The sequence below is a fragment of the Pseudomonas sp. NFIX10 genome (assembly GCF_900111955.1).
GTDB lineage: Bacteria > Pseudomonadota > Gammaproteobacteria > Pseudomonadales > Pseudomonadaceae > Aquipseudomonas > Aquipseudomonas fluorescens_AA.
Window position 1 is genome coordinate 107,476 of record NZ_FOKH01000003.1, and the last position, 14,578, is coordinate 122,053.

Below are 14,578 nucleotides of genomic sequence, written 5' to 3' on the forward strand. Positions count from 1 at the left end.
CGCTATCGCGAGCAAGCTCGCTCCCACACTTGACCGAGTTGCGTTTGAAAAGGTGCAAGCATGACCACAACACGACTGACCATGGCCCAGGCCCTGGTGAAATTCCTCGATAACCAGTACGTCGAGGTCGATGGCGTCCAGAGCAAGTTCGTCGCCGGAGTCTTTACCATTTTCGGCCACGGCAACGTGCTGGGCCTGGGCCAGGCGCTGGAGCAGGACAGCGGCGACCTGGTGGTCCATCAGGGCCGCAACGAACAGGGCATGGCCCATGCCGCCATCGGGTTTGCCAAGCAGCACCTGCGGCGCAAGATCTACGCCTGCAGCGCGTCGGTCGGCCCCGGTGCGGCGAACATGCTGACCGCCGCGGCCACCGCCACGGCCAATCGCATTCCGTTGCTGCTATTGCCCGGCGATGTCTACGCCAGTCGCCAGCCGGACCCGGTGTTGCAGCAGATCGAACAGTTCCACGACCTGAGCATCAGCACCAACGACGCCTTCAAGGCCGTGAGCAAATACTGGGACCGCATCAACCGCCCCGAGCAGTTGATGACTGCGGCGATCCAGGCCATGCGCGTGCTCACCGACCCGGCCGAAACCGGCGCGGTGACCCTGGCGCTGCCCCAGGACGTGCAGGCCGAAGCCTACGATTACCCGGATTACTTCCTGCAAAAACGCGTGCACCGCATCGACCGTCGCCCGGCCACCGAAGCAATGCTCGGCGACGCCCTGGCGCTGCTCAAAGGCAAGCGCAAACCGTTGATCATCTGTGGCGGCGGCGTGCGGTATTCCGGAGCCAATGCGGCGTTGCAGGCCTTCGCCGAGCGTTTCGACATTCCCTTCGCCGAGACCCAGGCTGGCAAGAGCGCCGTGGTGTCGAGCCATCCGTTGAACGTCGGTGGCGTCGGTGAGACCGGTTGCCTGGCGGCGAACCTGCTGGCCAAGGACGCCGACCTGGTCATTGGCGTCGGGACGCGCTACAGCGACTTCACCACCGGCTCCAAATGGTTGTTCCAGCACCCGGACGTGCAGTTCCTCAATCTCAATATCAGCCCCTGCGACGCCCTGAAGCTCGACGGCGTGCAGTTGCTGGCCGACGCCCGCTCAGGCCTGGAGGCGCTGTCTGCGGCGATGGGCGACTACCGCGCCGAGTGGGGCGGGCAGATAGCCGATGCCAAGGCTCGCTTGGACGCCGAGGTGGACCGCGTCTACCAGTCCGATTACCGCGTCGAAGCGTTCCTCCCGGAAATCGACGACCACATGGACCCGGCGGTGTTTCGCGAATTCATCGAACTCACCGGTTCCTGCCTGACCCAGAGCCGCGTGTTGGGCACTCTCAACGAAACCCTGGCCGACGATGCGATCATCGTCGCCGCCGCCGGCAGCTTGCCCGGCGACTTGCAGCGCGCCTGGCGCAGCAAGGGCGTGAACACCTATCACGTCGAGTACGGCTATTCGTGCATGGGTTATGAGGTGAACGCGGCCTTGGGTGTGAAACTCGCCGAGCCCGAGAAAGAGGTGTACGCCTTGGTGGGCGACGGTTCCTACATGATGCTGCACTCGGAACTGGCGACCTCGATCCAGGAGCGACGCAAGATCAACGTGGTGCTGCTGGACAACATGGCCTTCGGCTGCATCAACAATTTGCAGATGGGAAATGGCATGGACAGCTTCGGCACCGAGTTCCGTTTCCGCAACCCGGACACCGGCAAGCTCGACGGTGCCTTCGTGCCGCTGGACTTCGCCATGAGTGCCGCGGCCTATGGCTGCAAGACCTACAAGGCGACGACCCTGGAGGAGCTGCGCGCGGCCCTGGCGGATGCGCGGCGCCAGACGGTCTCCACCTTGATCGACATCAAGGTCCTGCCCAAGACCATGATTCACAGCTACCTGTCGTGGTGGCGGGTGGGCGTGGCGCAAGTCTCCACCAGCGCCCGCACCGATGCCGTCGCCAAGACCCTCAATGAACGACTGGCCAAGGCCCGTCAATACTGATTGCCCCAACCCTACGAAAGGAGTTCCACATGTCTTTGAAGCTGGGCGTCATTGGCACCGGGGCCATCGGCCAGGACCATATCCGTCGTTGCAGCCAGACCTTGCTCAACAGCCAGGTGGTGGCGGTGACCGACATCAACCTGCAACAAGCGGCCAAGGTCGTGGCCGATCTCAAGCTGACCGCCGAGGTCTACCCCGACGGTCATGCGTTGATCAAGGCGCCGGACGTGGAGGCGATCCTCGTCACCTCCTGGGGCCCGAGCCATGAAGAATTCGTGCTGGCGGCGATTGCGGCGGGCAAACCGGTGTTCTGCGAAAAGCCCCTGGCGGTCACGGCCGAAGGTTGCCGCAAGATCGTCGACGCCGAAGTGGCCCACGGCAAGCGCCTGGTGCAGGTTGGTTTCATGCGGCCCTACGATGAAGGCTATCGCGCGCTCAAGGCGGTGATCGACAGCGGCCAGATCGGTGAGCCGCTGATGCTGCACTGCGCCCACCGTAACCCGCGCGTGGGCGAGAACTACAAGACCGACATGGCGATCACCGACACCCTGATCCACGAGCTGGATGTGTTGCGCTGGTTGCTGGCCGATGACTACGTGTCGGTGCAGGTGGTGTTCCCACGCAAGACCAGCAAGGCCTTGGCTCACTTGCGGGACCCACAGATCGTCCTGTTGGAAACCGCCCGGGGCACGCGCATCGACGTCGAGGTGTTCGTCAATTGCCAGTACGGCTATGACATCCAGTGCGAAGTAGTGGGGGAGACCGGCATCGCCAAGCTGCCGGAACCGTCCCAGGTGCAACTGCGCAGCGGCGCCAAGCTGTCCAATGCGATCCTGATGGATTGGAAGGACCGCTTCATCGCCGCTTACGACGTCGAACTGCAGGCCTTCATCGACGGCGTGCGCGCCGGGCAAGTGGGCGGGCCCTCGGCCTGGGATGGGTTTGCCGCGGCGGTGGCGGCGGATGCCTGTATCGAAGCGCAGCAGAACGGGCAGATCGTCAAGGTCGACCTGCCCGAGCGCCCGCGTTTCTATGGCTAACCCCAATCCCCTTTGGGTATGCAGTCAAATGGTGGGAGCTGAGCTTGCTCGCGATAGCGGTGGGTCAGTCAACATGATGCAGGCTGATCCGCCGTCATCGCGAGCAAGCTCGCTCCCACAGGGTGTTTATCCAATGACTTTCAAGGAGCTTTCATGCGAATCGGGCTAGTCGGCTATGGCAAGGGTGGGCGGTTCTTTCATGCGCCGCTGATCAGCAGTCTGCCGGGGGCTACGTTCGTCGGCGTGGTGACCCGCTCCGTCGAGCGCCGCCAACAATTGGCCAGCGATCACCCGCAGGCCCAGGCCTTCGACACCCTCGAACAATTGGTGGCCGCGGGCGTCGATGCGGTGGTGGTGTCCACGCCTTTGGACGGTCGCCCGGCCATTGTGATGCACGCCATCGAACTCGGCGTGGCGGTGGTCAGCGACAAACCGTTCGCCCCTGACGCCGCGCAGGCCGAGGCGATGGTGTTGGCCGCCGAACGTCGCAACGTGCCTTTGAGCGTGTACCAGAACCGCCGCTGGGATTCGGATTTCCTGACCCTGCGCAAGCTGTTGACCTCCGGGGCCCTCGGGCAAGTCATTCGTTTTGAGTCGAGTGTCGAACGTTATTCGCCAACCTCGGTAGGCAAAGGCAGCGGTGGTGGGTTCCTGCGCGATTTGGGCAGCCACTTGGTGGACCAGGCGCTGCAACTGTTCGGGCCGGTGGTGCGGGTCTACGCCGAGCTGGACTACCGTCAGCCAGGCCAGGTGTTCGACAACGGCTTCTTCATGTCCTTGACCCATGCCAGCGGCGTCATCTCCCACTTGAGCGGCAATTGCGTGCAAAACGCACCGCGCCCGCGCTTTCGGGTCAGCGGCACCGAGGGCTGCTACACCGTCGAAGGTTTGGACGGGCAGGAGGCTCAGGCATTGGCCGGGTTGAGCCCGGCGACCGAGGGCGAGCGCTGGGGGGCTGAAGAACATCGGCGCTGGGGCTGGTTCGAACACGGCACCGAGCGCGAGCGGGTGGCCTCGGAGCGTGGCTGCTGGCTGGCGTTCTATCAACACCTGCAAACCGCGTTGCAGGGCACTGGCCCGCTGCCGGTGAAGGCCCGTGATGCGCTGGCGACCACCCGCATCCTCGACGCCGCCAGGCAGAGTGCCGGGCAGGGCGAAGTGGTGCGGTTGTCCACGCCGGTGGGTCATGGAATAAAAAACGAATAAAATTCTAAAATCAGTTGATATGGAAAATATTTTCCAATAAAGTCGATTCCAGGTTACCGACAACCCTGTTTGTCTTCCGCCAAGCCAGCCTTGAACGGACGACAGGCGAAACAAAAACAAGAAACACAGCTAGGTACCGTCGATGAAAACCTTCAGCCGTTCTGCGTTTCACCTGCCACGTCTACTGCGTCTGTCCGCAGTCTTTCCCCTGTTCGAATCCCTGTGTATCCAGCGCAACGGCGCCGTGGTCTGCTGCATGCCCGGCGCGCCCATCGTGCGTTTGCCCCGTTCCTGATCCGCTACGCCTTATCCATAAAACCAACAAAAAAGTGGAGAAAGACCGTTCATGAAGACCAAGACCCGTATCGCCTCGCTGGCCCTGTCGTTGATGCTCACCAGCGGCGCTGCCCTGGCGGACCTGAAGATCGGCGTCAGCATGTCCCAGTTCGATGACACCTGGTTGACCTACCTGCGCGAATCCATGGACAAGAAAGCCAAGTCCCTGCCGGACGGCGTCACCCTGCAGTTCGAAGATGCCCGCAGCGACGTGGTCAAGCAGTTGAGCCAGGTGGAAAGCTTCATCAGCCAGAAGGTCGACGCGATCATCGTCAACCCGGTGGACACCGCCGCGACCCAGCGCATCACCAAGGCTGCCGTGGCCGCCGGCATCCCGCTGGTGTACGTCAATCGCCGTCCCGACGACCTGAAACTGCCGGCAGGCGTGGTCACCGTGGCCTCCGACGACTTGGAAGCCGGTCGCATGCAGATGCAATACCTGGCTGAAAAAATGGGCGGCAAGGGCAACATCGTGATCCTGTTGGGTGACCTGGCCAATAATTCCACCACCAACCGCACCAAGGGCGTCAAGGATGTGCTGGCCAAGTACCCCAACATCAAGATCGAGCAGGAGCAGACCGGCACCTGGTTGCGCGACAAGGGCATGACCCTGGTCAACGACTGGCTGACCCAGGGACGCGAATTCCAGGCGGTGGTGGCCAACAACGACGAGATGGCCATCGGCGCCGCCATGGCCCTCAAGCAAGCGGGCACTGAGCCGGGCACGGTATTGATCGCCGGGGTTGACGGCACGCCGGACGGTTTGAACGCCATCAAGAAAGGCGAAATGGCGGTCTCGGTATTCCAGGACGCCAAGGGCCAGGCCGATGGCTCGATCGACACGGCGGTGAAAATGGTCAAGAAGCAGCCGGTCGAGCAGGCCGTCTGGGTACCGTACCGCCTGATCACACCGGAAAACGTCGATCAGTTCAAGTGACGTTCAACCCGGCCCCACCACAATAATAAGCAGGCAAGGTCGCAACGCCGACCTTGCCGAGGGAGTACCTGATCATGTTCGCTTCAGCGACTGCTTCGAGCGCCCCGGCCGTGACTTTCCAGCCGGATGTATCACTTGATGAGCCGTACCTGCTGGAAGTCGTCAATGTCAGCAAGGGCTTTCCCGGTGTGGTGGCCCTGTCCGATGTCCAATTGCGGGTACGCCCCGGCTCCGTGCTGGCCCTGATGGGCGAGAACGGTGCGGGCAAATCCACCTTGATGAAGATCATCGCCGGCATCTACCAGCCCGACGCCGGTGAACTGCGCCTGCGCGGCAAGCCGGTGACGTTCGACACGCCGCTCGCGGCGTTGCAGGCCGGCATCGCGATGATCCATCAGGAACTGAACCTGATGCCCCACATGAGCATCGCCGAAAACATCTGGATCGGCCGCGAGCAGCTCAACGGCCTGCACATGGTCGACCATGGCGAGATGCACCGTTGCACCGCCCGGCTGCTGGAACGCCTGCGCATCAAGCTCGATCCCGAGGAGCTGGTGGGCAACCTGAGCATCGCCGAGCGGCAGATGGTGGAAATTGCCAAGGCCGTCTCGTATGACTCCGACATCCTGATCATGGACGAGCCGACCTCGGCCATCACCGAGACCGAAGTCGCCCACCTGTTCTCGATCATCGCCGACCTCAAGTCCCAGGGTAAGGGCATCATCTACATCACCCATAAGATGAACGAAGTGTTCGCCATCGCCGATGAAGTGGCGGTGTTTCGCGACGGCGCCTACATCGGCCTGCAACGGGCCGACAGCATGGATGGCGACAGCCTGATTTCGATGATGGTCGGACGCGAACTGAGCCAGTTGTTCCCGGTGCGGGAGCAACCCATCGGTGAGTTGGTGCTGTCGGTGCGCGACCTGAGCCTGGACGGCATTTTCAAAGGCGTGTCCTTCGACCTGCATGCCGGGGAGATCCTGGGCATCGCCGGGTTGATGGGCTCGGGCCGGACCAACGTGGCCGAGGCGATTTTCGGCGTGACCCCGAGCACCGGCGGCGAGATCCGGCTGGACGGCCAACCCGTGCGCATCAGCGACCCACACATGGCCATCGAGAAGGGCTTCGCGCTGTTGACCGAGGACCGCAAGCTCAGCGGCCTGTTCCCGTGCCTGTCGGTGCTGGAGAACATGGAGATGGCGGTGCTGCCCCATTACGTCGGCAACGGTTTCATCCAGCAGAAAGCCCTGCGCACCTTGTGTGAGGACATGTGCAAGAAGCTGCGGGTCAAGACCCCGTCGCTGGAACAGTGCATCGACACCCTGTCCGGCGGCAACCAGCAGAAAGCGCTGCTGGCGCGCTGGCTGATGACCAACCCGCGCATCCTGATTCTCGACGAGCCGACCCGCGGCATCGATGTCGGCGCCAAGGCCGAAATCTATCGGCTGATTTCCTACCTCGCCAGCGAAGGCATGGCAGTGATCATGATTTCCTCGGAACTGCCGGAAGTATTGGGCATGAGCGACCGGGTCATGGTGATGCACGAAGGTGACCTGATGGGCACCCTCGACCGCAGCGAAGCGACCCAGGAACGAGTGATGCAACTGGCTTCGGGCCTGTCCTGATGCTCGTCAGTCCAGATAAAAAAGGTAAGTGGCTATGAACGCAATACTGGAAAACAAACCCGCGGCCGCACCGACCAGGCCCCGGCGGCGCCTGCCGACGGAGTTGAGCATCTTCCTGGTGCTGATCGGCATCGGCCTGGTGTTCGAAATGTTCGGCTGGATCATGCGTGACCAGAGTTTCCTGATGAACTCCCAGCGCCTGGTGTTGATGATCCTGCAAGTCTCGATCATCGGCCTGCTGGCCATCGGCGTGACCCAGGTGATCATCACCACCGGTATCGACTTGTCGTCCGGCTCGGTGCTGGCGCTGTCGGCCATGATCGCCGCCAGCCTGGCCCAGACGTCGGACTTCGCCCGGGCGGTGTTTCCCTCGCTGACGGATTTGCCGGTGTGGATACCGGTGGTGGCGGGGCTCGGGGTGGGGCTGCTGGCCGGGGCGATCAACGGCAGCATCATTGCCATTACCGGCATCCCGCCATTCATCGCCACCCTCGGCATGATGGTCTCGGCCCGTGGCCTGGCGCGCTACTACACCGAAGGCCAGCCGGTGAGCATGTTGTCCGATTCCTACACCGCCATTGGCCATGGCGCCATGCCGGTGATCATCTTCCTGGTGGTGGCGGTGATCTTCCACATCGCCCTGCGCTACACCAAGTATGGCAAGTACACCTACGCCATTGGCGGCAACATGCAGGCGGCGCGGACCTCGGGCATCAACGTCAAGCGCCACCTGGTGATCGTCTACAGCATTGCCGGGTTGCTGGCGGGCTTGGCCGGCGTGGTGGCTTCGGCGCGAGCGGCGACCGGGCAGGCGGGCATGGGCATGTCCTACGAGCTGGACGCGATTGCGGCGGCGGTGATTGGCGGCACCAGCCTGGCGGGCGGGGTGGGGCGCATCACCGGGACCGTGATCGGGGCGCTGATCCTCGGGGTGATGGCCAGCGGCTTTACCTTCGTCGGCGTCGATGCCTATATCCAGGACATCATCAAGGGCTTGATCATCGTGGTGGCGGTGGTCATCGACCAGTACCGCAACAAGCGCAAACTCAAGCGCTGATTCCCCCGAGGTTGCGACAAAGCGCCACGCCTGACCCGCGTGGCGTAGCCATTTGTCTTCTTAATACAGCTATTGCAGCGAATTTCTTGTTATAAACGCACTCCGATGACTGCCAAAAGCCTGTCAGAGAACATTTGAGGGGCTTGTCGGACATTTTCCCTATGTTTTCAGTTGCTGAGGCCTCGACTCGGCCTTAGACTGCCGCCCCTCGTAAATTGAGTGCCGGGTGGCGCTTGGAATAGACGGCGCCTTCCCGATGAGCGTGGCAGCTGCGCTGCGGGACGCTCCATAATTCGCCTTAATGCACGTTTTTTTATAGAGAAATCAATGACAAAGGAAAAGTTGCTGGCCATGCCGGCGGATGACTACATGAATGCCGAGCAGCTGGCTTTCTTCACCAAGCTGTTGCAGAACATGAAGGTCGAAACCCACGAGCGCATCGAACAGAACCGAATCGCCATTGAAAGCCTGGACACCCCGGCCGACCCGGCGGACGCTGCTTCCGTAGAAGAAGAGCGTACCTGGCTGGTCAACGCCATCGATCGCGACCAGCGCATGCTGCCTCAACTGGAGCAGGCCCTGGACCGTATCAACGACGACAGCTTCGGCTGGTGCGACGACAGCGGCGAGCCGATCGGCCTCAAGCGCCTGCTGATCAGCCCGACCACCAAGTACTGCATCGAAGCCCAGGAACGCCACGAACAGATCGACAAGCACCAGCGTCAGGCCTGATTCGCTTTTCCGAAAAAAGATCGCGACCTTTTGACGAAGGCCGCGATCTTTTGCTTTCGCCCGTGCCTGTTCGTCTACTTCCGTTGACCTGCTGCAAGAACACGACTAATGGACCATGGATAATGGCTCGGTAGTGGCGTTTAATGCGGTCATAACAACGAAAATGTGGGTGACGGACATGGCGACAGACGGAACGCTGGCGGGTGCGGTGCCGGCCTCGGTACCTGCGACAGAAAGCGCGGCACGCTGGCTGACGCCGACCTTGCAGAGCCTCGCCCTGGCGTTGCTGCTGTGCGGCATGGCCCTGGGCGGCTGGTCGCTGTACCTGGGCCTGCCGCTGGTCATGCTCATCGTCTGGTTGCCGCGCCTGCGTTCGCGCGTGGCCGCGGCCCCCGCATCCACGACCGACCCATTGGCCGAGCTGACCCGCGACCTGTCCTACACCACCAGCCATAACGCGCTGTCGGCGGCTGGTGTCGCCTATTCGGTCAAGCAACTGGCCGGCAAGGTCCAGTCCCAACTCGATGCGGCGGCGCAGATCGTCAGCAATGCCGAATCGATGATCGCCACTGAACAGGCCACTTCGCAACTCAGCCAGCAGGCCTTGGGCGCTGCCAGCGAGGCCCATCGCAGCAGCGTGGCCGGGCGTAGCGAACTGGTGGAATCCATCAGCCGCATGCACCAGCTCAGCCAGCGTGCGAATGACAGCCGTGAGTTGATCGAGGCCTTGAGCGTACGCAGCGATGAAATCCAGCGAGTCAGCCTGGTGATCCAATCGATTGCCAGCCAGACCAACCTGCTGGCGCTGAACGCGGCCATCGAGGCGGCCCGCGCCGGTGAGCATGGCCGCGGGTTCGCGGTGGTGGCCGATGAGGTCCGCGGCCTGGCCGGGCGCACCGCCGCGGCGACCGGCGAAGTCGGGGTGATGGTGGCCGACATCCAGCAGCGCACGACCCAGGTGGTGGAGCAGATCCGTCAATTGGCCGCTGACCTGGACAGCGGCGTGCAGCAGGTGGAGCACACCGGCCAGCATTTGGAAAACATTGCCCGGCTCGCCGCTGGCGTCGAAACCCAGGTCAGCGCCATCGCCCAAGGCACCGACACTAATCGCGAACAACTCGACAGCCTGTTCCACGCCATCGAACAGATGCGCAGCGACCTGTCCATCAGCGACCAGCAGACCCAGCGCCTGGCCGAGGCGGCGGTGCAGATGGAAGGCCAGGCCGAAACCATCAGCGAACGCCTGGCTGAGGTGGGGCTCGACGATTATCACCAACGGGTCTACGACCTGGCGCGGGAAGGGGCGAGCCAGATCGCCGCGCAGTTCGAGGCCGACATCGACCAGGGCCGTGTCAGCCTGGAGGACTTGTTCGACCGTAATTACCAGCCGATCCCCAATACCCAACCGGCCAAATTCCAGACCCGTTTCGACCGCTACACCGACCAGGTCCTGCCGGCGATCCAGGAGCCGTTGCTGGCCCGCCACGAGGGGCTGGTGTTTGCGATTGCCTGCACCCAGCAGGGCTACGTGCCGACCCACAACAAGGCGTTCAGCCAGCCACTGACCGGCGATCCCCAGGTGGACACGCTGAATAACCGCACCAAGCGCAAATTCTCCGATCGCACCGGGATTCGTTGCGGCAGCCACCAGCAACCCGTATTGCTCCAGACCTACACCCGCGACACGGGAGAACTGATGCACGATCTTTCCGTGCCGATCATGCTCAAGGGGCGTCACTGGGGTGGTTTGCGGTTGGGCTACAAACCCGAGAAGCCGCGTTAGGCCGGAACGGCATCGATGTGGCAGGAGGCCTTTGTGGCGAGGGGATTTATCCCCGTTGGGTTGCGCAGCAACCCCACGGCTGCAACTCCATTCATACTGACACCCCGCACCCTCAGGCTTCAGGGCTGCTGCGCAGCCCAGCGGGGATAAATCCCCTCGCCACAGGGTTCAATGCAGCTTGGTTGATTATTTACCGTCGTGCAGCCGTACATTCAGTTGATCCACCAGCACCGCCTCTTCGCCGTCGGCCAACAGCCATTCGCGCAGCAGGTCTTTTTGCTGGTCCGACCAGAAGTCGGCTTCCACCAGCTTGATCTCCGGCGCCAATGGGTGTGCAACGATGAAATCGTCGATGGCTTTGCCGTCCGAGGGCAGGCCGAGTTGGTCGAACAGAGTACTGAGGTCGTGAGAAGGCTGTTCCATGGAAGTCTCCTTTGGGTGGGGCGCCGTCGTAGCGCCTCGGGGCTTACCTTCATCTGAGGCAAGCGGTCATCAGGAGTTCGATTGGAATCAGGCTTTCAAGGCCCCTTCATCCACGGCGGCCTTCAACGCCCTGGCTGCTTCCCTGGCAGCCTCGGCCGCGAGCTGCGAAGTCTTGAACCAGCGATCCTTTTCCACCTGGTGGCAACTGACGGTGGTCAACGGTGGCTTGGCACGCATCACGATGACGGCCTGGAACTCGCCTTCGACTTCTCTGGCTTCGCCCCGGATAAAAAACTCGCCAATATCAAATTCCGTCACGTCGCGCCTTCTCCTCGAAACCATTATGGGTGCGCGATCCGCCGATTTACGACGGTCTTCGCTGGGCGGGCAGTATGGCAGTAGTTGCCTGTCGGCGGCTGAGTTAACTCATGGACGGGCACATAAGCGTTTCAGGCGCTGTTTTCAAGGCGCTTGGCCAGGTAGCAGGCCTCGTTATGGTCGGTGCGGAATCCTCTTACACGTCCAGTCGATGTTTCTTCAATGTGAAAAAAACACTTGCCGGCCAAGACGACCCGATAACGCGGTTGAATCAACGAAATTGGCAGGCAATCGGCTCCGTCAGGGCTGTTGGCTGGTTCAGCGATGCATGGGGTGACGGGGAGGGCTTGGGTGGTGAAAGTGGCCATTGTGAATTCCTTTTCATGGTTTACCGACGAATTGTCGGGTACTTCGAGTAGTCTCCACGCCTTCGGCTACTCTAGAATCGGCAGCGTCGTGGGGACGGTTGCGCCTATCTAAAGCAATTTTTTTTGGGCTCGATGTCAGAAAAATGCTTTTTTAAGTGAGAAATTTCCCTAAAGTTAGTAGTCCCATCTTTTCCGATGCTCAGAGTGGCGTTTTCCTTCAGCCTCTGGCGACCCCCCGGGAAAGACGGCGAGAGCGGCAACCTTTAGTCTGCTCTCGCCCCGGGACAGGGGCGCGCCGTTCATTTCGAATTTCAGTGACAGGTCCATTACGACACTACCGTCGGTACGGGTTCTCGTGGTCCGTCCTTTGCGCAGGGCGGGTCTTTTTCAAAAATGGGGATGTTTCCTTGGCAGTAAGTAATCTCGACATGCATGCGTTATTTGTACTTGGTGACCTGCGGGCAAAACTGGTCAAACAATTCCAGTCACGTTTCGTCTACATCACCGAGCAGACCGCCGAAGGTATTTATGTCGCCGAAATCGACACCGAGTCGGCCCTGGTGGTCGATGACAAGCCCAGGCTCGAGCTCAAGGTCGGTGATCATTTTCGTGCAGCGGTATTGCCCAGCCGTGAAGGTGGCAAGTTTGAAATCCGCTTTCGCGAAATCAAACTGACGGTCTATGGCCTGGGCGATTACGCCTTCGTCACGACCCCGGGTGGTCATGCCATTCTGTTCAAGGAAGGCCACAGCGTGGTGACCGTGTTTGCGGCCAACGAGCAGTTGCAGGAAGGCTTGACCAAGACCTTGAAGGCGGTGACCGCCAAGGCCGCCAAGTGGCGCAAGGGCGAGCTGGTGACTTTCAAGGCCAGTGAGTGACCGTTTCGGGGCCTGTGCGCCCAAACCAATGACAGTTTCGCAAGAACTCGCTGGAACCTCGGCTACAGTCAATTGACTGAACTATTCATGGGCTTGCGTTCGGTTACGCAGGGCCGTTCAGCTATTGCTGTATCTGGCATGAGGTGCAAAGCATGAAACGAGTTCGACAGTGGCTGGCTGCCTGGGCCACCTTCGCGGTGTTGGTTTCACCCCTTCCGGTGTCGGCCGCTACAGCGCCGATCCACTTTGCCGACTTGAACTGGGAAAGTGGCAGCCTGATCACCGATATCCTGCGAGTCATCGTTGAAAAGGGCTATGGATTGCAGACCGATACATTGCCCGGCACCACCATTACCCTGGAAACCGCCCTGGCCAACAACGACATACAGGTGATCGGCGAAGAATGGGCCGGTCGCAGCCCCGTGTGGGTCAAGGCCGAGGCCGAGGGCAAGGTGGTCGCCTTGGGCGATACGGTCAAAGGCGCGACCGAAGGCTGGTGGGTGCCCGAGTACGTCATCAAGGGCGACCCGGCCAGGGGCATCAAGCCCCTGGCGCCGGACCTGCGCAGCGTCGAAGACCTGGCGCGCTACAAGCACGTGTTCAAGGACCCAGAGAGCCCCGACAAGGGCCGCTTCCTCAATAGCCCCATCGGTTGGACCTCCGAGGTGGTCAACAAACAGAAGCTCAAGGCGTATGGCTTGTCTGACAGCTACGTGAATTTTCGCAGCGGCTCGGGGGCGGCGCTGGATGCGGAAATCAGCTCGACGATCCGCCGGGGCAAGCCGATCCTGTTTTACTACTGGTCGCCCACGCCGCTGCTCGGGCGTTTCAAGCTGGTGCAGTTGCAAGAGCCGCCGTTCGATGCCGAGGCCTGGAAGACCCTGACCGACGCCGATAACCCCAACCCGAAGCCGACCCGCTCACTGGCCTCGAAGCTGTCGATCGGTGTCTCGGCGCCGTTCCAGAAGCAATACCCGGAGATTGCCGAGTTCTTCAGCAAGGTCGACTTGCCCATCGAGCCGTTGAACAAGACCCTGGCCGACATGAGCGAGAAGCGCACGCCACCCCGTGAAGCCGCCGAGGCGTTCCTCAAGGCCCATCCTGAGGTCTGGCAGGCCTGGTTGCCCAAGGAGGTCGCCGACAAGGTGTCCGCCGGCTTGTAGGGGGGCGCACCAGCGGGTTGAACGCTTGATCCTGGGCAATGAATCATTCACTGGAAACTGGCACCCTGCGCCCGTCCAGCGAAATGCCAAATTCGAGCTAGGATGATTGTTCAACCTTTTTCAGGAGGCTGGCGAATGACGCTTTTATTGGCTCGGTCGCTGGTCGCAGTGTTTGCGACCATCAGCTTGATTCATTTGTATTGGGCCCTGGGTGGGCGGTGGGCGGCCCTGGCGGTGGTGCCCCAGGTGCCGGTGAGGCAGGGGGAGGCGCTGCGACCGGCGTTCGACCCCTCGGGCTGGCTGACGTTGCTGGTCGCCCTGGCACTGCTGATGATTGCGCTGCTGGTGTGCCTGCGGGTCGGCCTGCTGGCCCAGCCGGTCACCCATCGGGCGTTGCAGTGGCTGATCAGTGCGATCGCCTTGCTGATGTTCGCCCGGGCCATTGGCGAGTCGAACCTGGTGGGCTTCTTCAAGGAGGTCAAGGGCTCGACATTCGCCAGGCTCGACACCTGGGTCTATTCGCCGTTGTGCGTGGTGCTCGGAGCGGGGTTGCTGACGGTGGCGTGGGCCTGAACGGCAGTGCGGTGCAAATGGGTTTGAGTGATGCGGTTGTTTGTGGCGAGGGGATTTATCCCCGCTGGGCTGCGAAGCGGCCCCAAATTTTTGTCTTCGAATCGAGAGTCTGGCGAGCGCTGCGCACTCGAGCGGGGATAAATC

At 61.7% G+C, this 14,578-nt stretch carries 15 protein-coding genes; 12 read left to right on the forward strand and 3 right to left on the reverse strand.

All coding sequences use genetic code 11. The features are described 5' to 3' along the window. Positions 1-60: 60 nt before the first annotated feature. The 9 genes from iolD (at position 61) to BM321_RS04025 (ending at position 10,711) form a co-directional block, all read left to right on the forward strand. Positions 61-1,992, forward strand: coding sequence for a 3D-(3,5/4)-trihydroxycyclohexane-1,2-dione acylhydrolase (decyclizing) (iolD, locus tag BM321_RS03990; protein WP_092441599.1), 1,932 nt, complete (start codon positions 61-63; stop codon positions 1,990-1,992). Between the two features lie 29 nt (positions 1,993-2,021). Beyond that, the gene (locus tag BM321_RS03995; protein WP_092441600.1) at positions 2,022-3,032 is read left to right on the forward strand and encodes a bifunctional inositol 2-dehydrogenase/D-chiro-inositol 1-dehydrogenase; all 1,011 of its coding nucleotides are present in this window, start codon (positions 2,022-2,024) and stop codon (positions 3,030-3,032) included. A 153-nt stretch (positions 3,033-3,185) separates the two neighbouring features. Continuing rightward, on the forward strand, positions 3,186-4,238 hold the full coding sequence (locus BM321_RS04000) for a Gfo/Idh/MocA family protein (protein ID WP_092441601.1): 1,053 nt from the start codon (positions 3,186-3,188) through the stop codon (positions 4,236-4,238). A gap of 142 nt (positions 4,239-4,380) precedes the next feature. Then, the gene (locus BM321_RS30400) at positions 4,381-4,533 is read left to right on the forward strand and encodes a hypothetical protein (protein ID WP_170842345.1); all 153 of its coding nucleotides are present in this window, start codon (positions 4,381-4,383) and stop codon (positions 4,531-4,533) included. A 51-nt stretch (positions 4,534-4,584) separates the two neighbouring features. Then, entirely contained in the window at positions 4,585-5,511 is a 927-nt protein-coding gene (locus tag BM321_RS04005; protein ID WP_092441602.1) for a sugar ABC transporter substrate-binding protein, read from the forward strand. Positions 5,512-5,585: 74 nt separating this feature from the next. Next, the gene (locus BM321_RS04010) at positions 5,586-7,139 is read left to right on the forward strand and encodes a sugar ABC transporter ATP-binding protein (RefSeq protein ID WP_092327968.1); all 1,554 of its coding nucleotides are present in this window, start codon (positions 5,586-5,588) and stop codon (positions 7,137-7,139) included. Positions 7,140-7,173: 34 nt separating this feature from the next. Continuing rightward, on the forward strand, positions 7,174-8,196 hold the full coding sequence (locus BM321_RS04015) for an ABC transporter permease (RefSeq protein WP_072404895.1): 1,023 nt from the start codon (positions 7,174-7,176) through the stop codon (positions 8,194-8,196). 327 nt (positions 8,197-8,523) lie between these two features. Then, on the forward strand, positions 8,524-8,928 hold the full coding sequence (locus BM321_RS04020; protein ID WP_003202859.1) for a TraR/DksA family transcriptional regulator: 405 nt from the start codon (positions 8,524-8,526) through the stop codon (positions 8,926-8,928). 559 nt (positions 8,929-9,487) lie between these two features. After that, positions 9,488-10,711 carry a methyl-accepting chemotaxis protein gene (locus BM321_RS04025; protein WP_371856609.1) on the forward strand — a complete coding sequence of 408 codons (1,224 nt, stop codon included), beginning with the start codon at positions 9,488-9,490 and terminating at the stop codon, positions 10,709-10,711. A gap of 186 nt (positions 10,712-10,897) precedes the next feature. Here BM321_RS04025 and BM321_RS04030 read toward each other — a convergent pair whose 3' ends face one another. The 3 genes from BM321_RS04030 to BM321_RS04040 all read right to left on the reverse strand — a co-directional run bounded on the left by BM321_RS04030 (position 10,898) and on the right by BM321_RS04040 (position 11,820). Continuing rightward, a complete protein-coding gene (locus tag BM321_RS04030; protein ID WP_092327966.1) occupies positions 10,898-11,134 on the reverse strand; it encodes a DUF2789 family protein in 237 nt (78 codons plus the stop codon). An 87-nt stretch (positions 11,135-11,221) separates the two neighbouring features. Further along, entirely contained in the window at positions 11,222-11,452 is a 231-nt protein-coding gene (locus BM321_RS04035) for a hypothetical protein (protein ID WP_060741744.1), read from the reverse strand. Positions 11,453-11,583: 131 nt separating this feature from the next. After that, positions 11,584-11,820, reverse strand: coding sequence for a hypothetical protein (locus BM321_RS04040; RefSeq protein WP_092441603.1), 237 nt, complete (start codon positions 11,818-11,820; stop codon positions 11,584-11,586). A 428-nt stretch (positions 11,821-12,248) separates the two neighbouring features. On the opposite strand from BM321_RS04040, the gene BM321_RS04045 reads away from it, so the two are divergent. The 3 genes from BM321_RS04045 to BM321_RS04055 all read left to right on the forward strand — a co-directional run bounded on the left by BM321_RS04045 (position 12,249) and on the right by BM321_RS04055 (position 14,434). Beyond that, the gene (locus BM321_RS04045) at positions 12,249-12,698 is read left to right on the forward strand and encodes a hypothetical protein (RefSeq protein WP_060741745.1); all 450 of its coding nucleotides are present in this window, start codon (positions 12,249-12,251) and stop codon (positions 12,696-12,698) included. A 152-nt stretch (positions 12,699-12,850) separates the two neighbouring features. Then, positions 12,851-13,861, forward strand: coding sequence for an ABC transporter substrate-binding protein (locus BM321_RS04050; protein ID WP_092327963.1), 1,011 nt, complete (start codon positions 12,851-12,853; stop codon positions 13,859-13,861). A 135-nt stretch (positions 13,862-13,996) separates the two neighbouring features. Further along, positions 13,997-14,434, forward strand: a complete 438-nt coding sequence (locus BM321_RS04055) for a DUF3995 domain-containing protein (RefSeq protein WP_072404887.1) — start codon at positions 13,997-13,999, stop codon at positions 14,432-14,434. The last annotated feature ends 144 nt before the right edge of the window (positions 14,435-14,578 follow it).

Excerpts from the sequence above, each read along its gene's own strand:
- BM321_RS04000 (WP_092441601.1), top strand. The coding sequence starts at position 3,186 with ATGCGAATCGGGCTAGTCGGCTATGGCAAGGGTGGGCGGTTCTTTCAT.
- BM321_RS04045 (WP_060741745.1), top strand. The coding sequence starts at position 12,249 with ATGCATGCGTTATTTGTACTTGGTGACCTGCGGGCAAAACTGGTCAAA.
- BM321_RS04025 (WP_371856609.1), top strand. The coding sequence starts at position 9,488 with ATGATCGCCACTGAACAGGCCACTTCGCAACTCAGCCAGCAGGCCTTG.
- BM321_RS04020 (WP_003202859.1), top strand. The coding sequence starts at position 8,524 with ATGACAAAGGAAAAGTTGCTGGCCATGCCGGCGGATGACTACATGAAT.
- BM321_RS04010 (WP_092327968.1), top strand. The coding sequence starts at position 5,586 with ATGTTCGCTTCAGCGACTGCTTCGAGCGCCCCGGCCGTGACTTTCCAG.
- BM321_RS04055 (WP_072404887.1), top strand. The coding sequence starts at position 13,997 with ATGACGCTTTTATTGGCTCGGTCGCTGGTCGCAGTGTTTGCGACCATC.
- BM321_RS04040 (WP_092441603.1), bottom strand. The coding sequence starts at position 11,820 with ATGGCCACTTTCACCACCCAAGCCCTCCCCGTCACCCCATGCATCGCT.
- BM321_RS04050 (WP_092327963.1), top strand. The coding sequence starts at position 12,851 with ATGAAACGAGTTCGACAGTGGCTGGCTGCCTGGGCCACCTTCGCGGTG.
- BM321_RS03995 (WP_092441600.1), top strand. The coding sequence starts at position 2,022 with ATGTCTTTGAAGCTGGGCGTCATTGGCACCGGGGCCATCGGCCAGGAC.
- BM321_RS04030 (WP_092327966.1), bottom strand. The coding sequence starts at position 11,134 with ATGGAACAGCCTTCTCACGACCTCAGTACTCTGTTCGACCAACTCGGC.
- BM321_RS04005 (WP_092441602.1), top strand. The coding sequence starts at position 4,585 with ATGAAGACCAAGACCCGTATCGCCTCGCTGGCCCTGTCGTTGATGCTC.
- BM321_RS30400 (WP_170842345.1), top strand. The coding sequence starts at position 4,381 with ATGAAAACCTTCAGCCGTTCTGCGTTTCACCTGCCACGTCTACTGCGT.
- BM321_RS04015 (WP_072404895.1), top strand. The coding sequence starts at position 7,174 with ATGAACGCAATACTGGAAAACAAACCCGCGGCCGCACCGACCAGGCCC.
- iolD (WP_092441599.1), top strand. The coding sequence starts at position 61 with ATGACCACAACACGACTGACCATGGCCCAGGCCCTGGTGAAATTCCTC.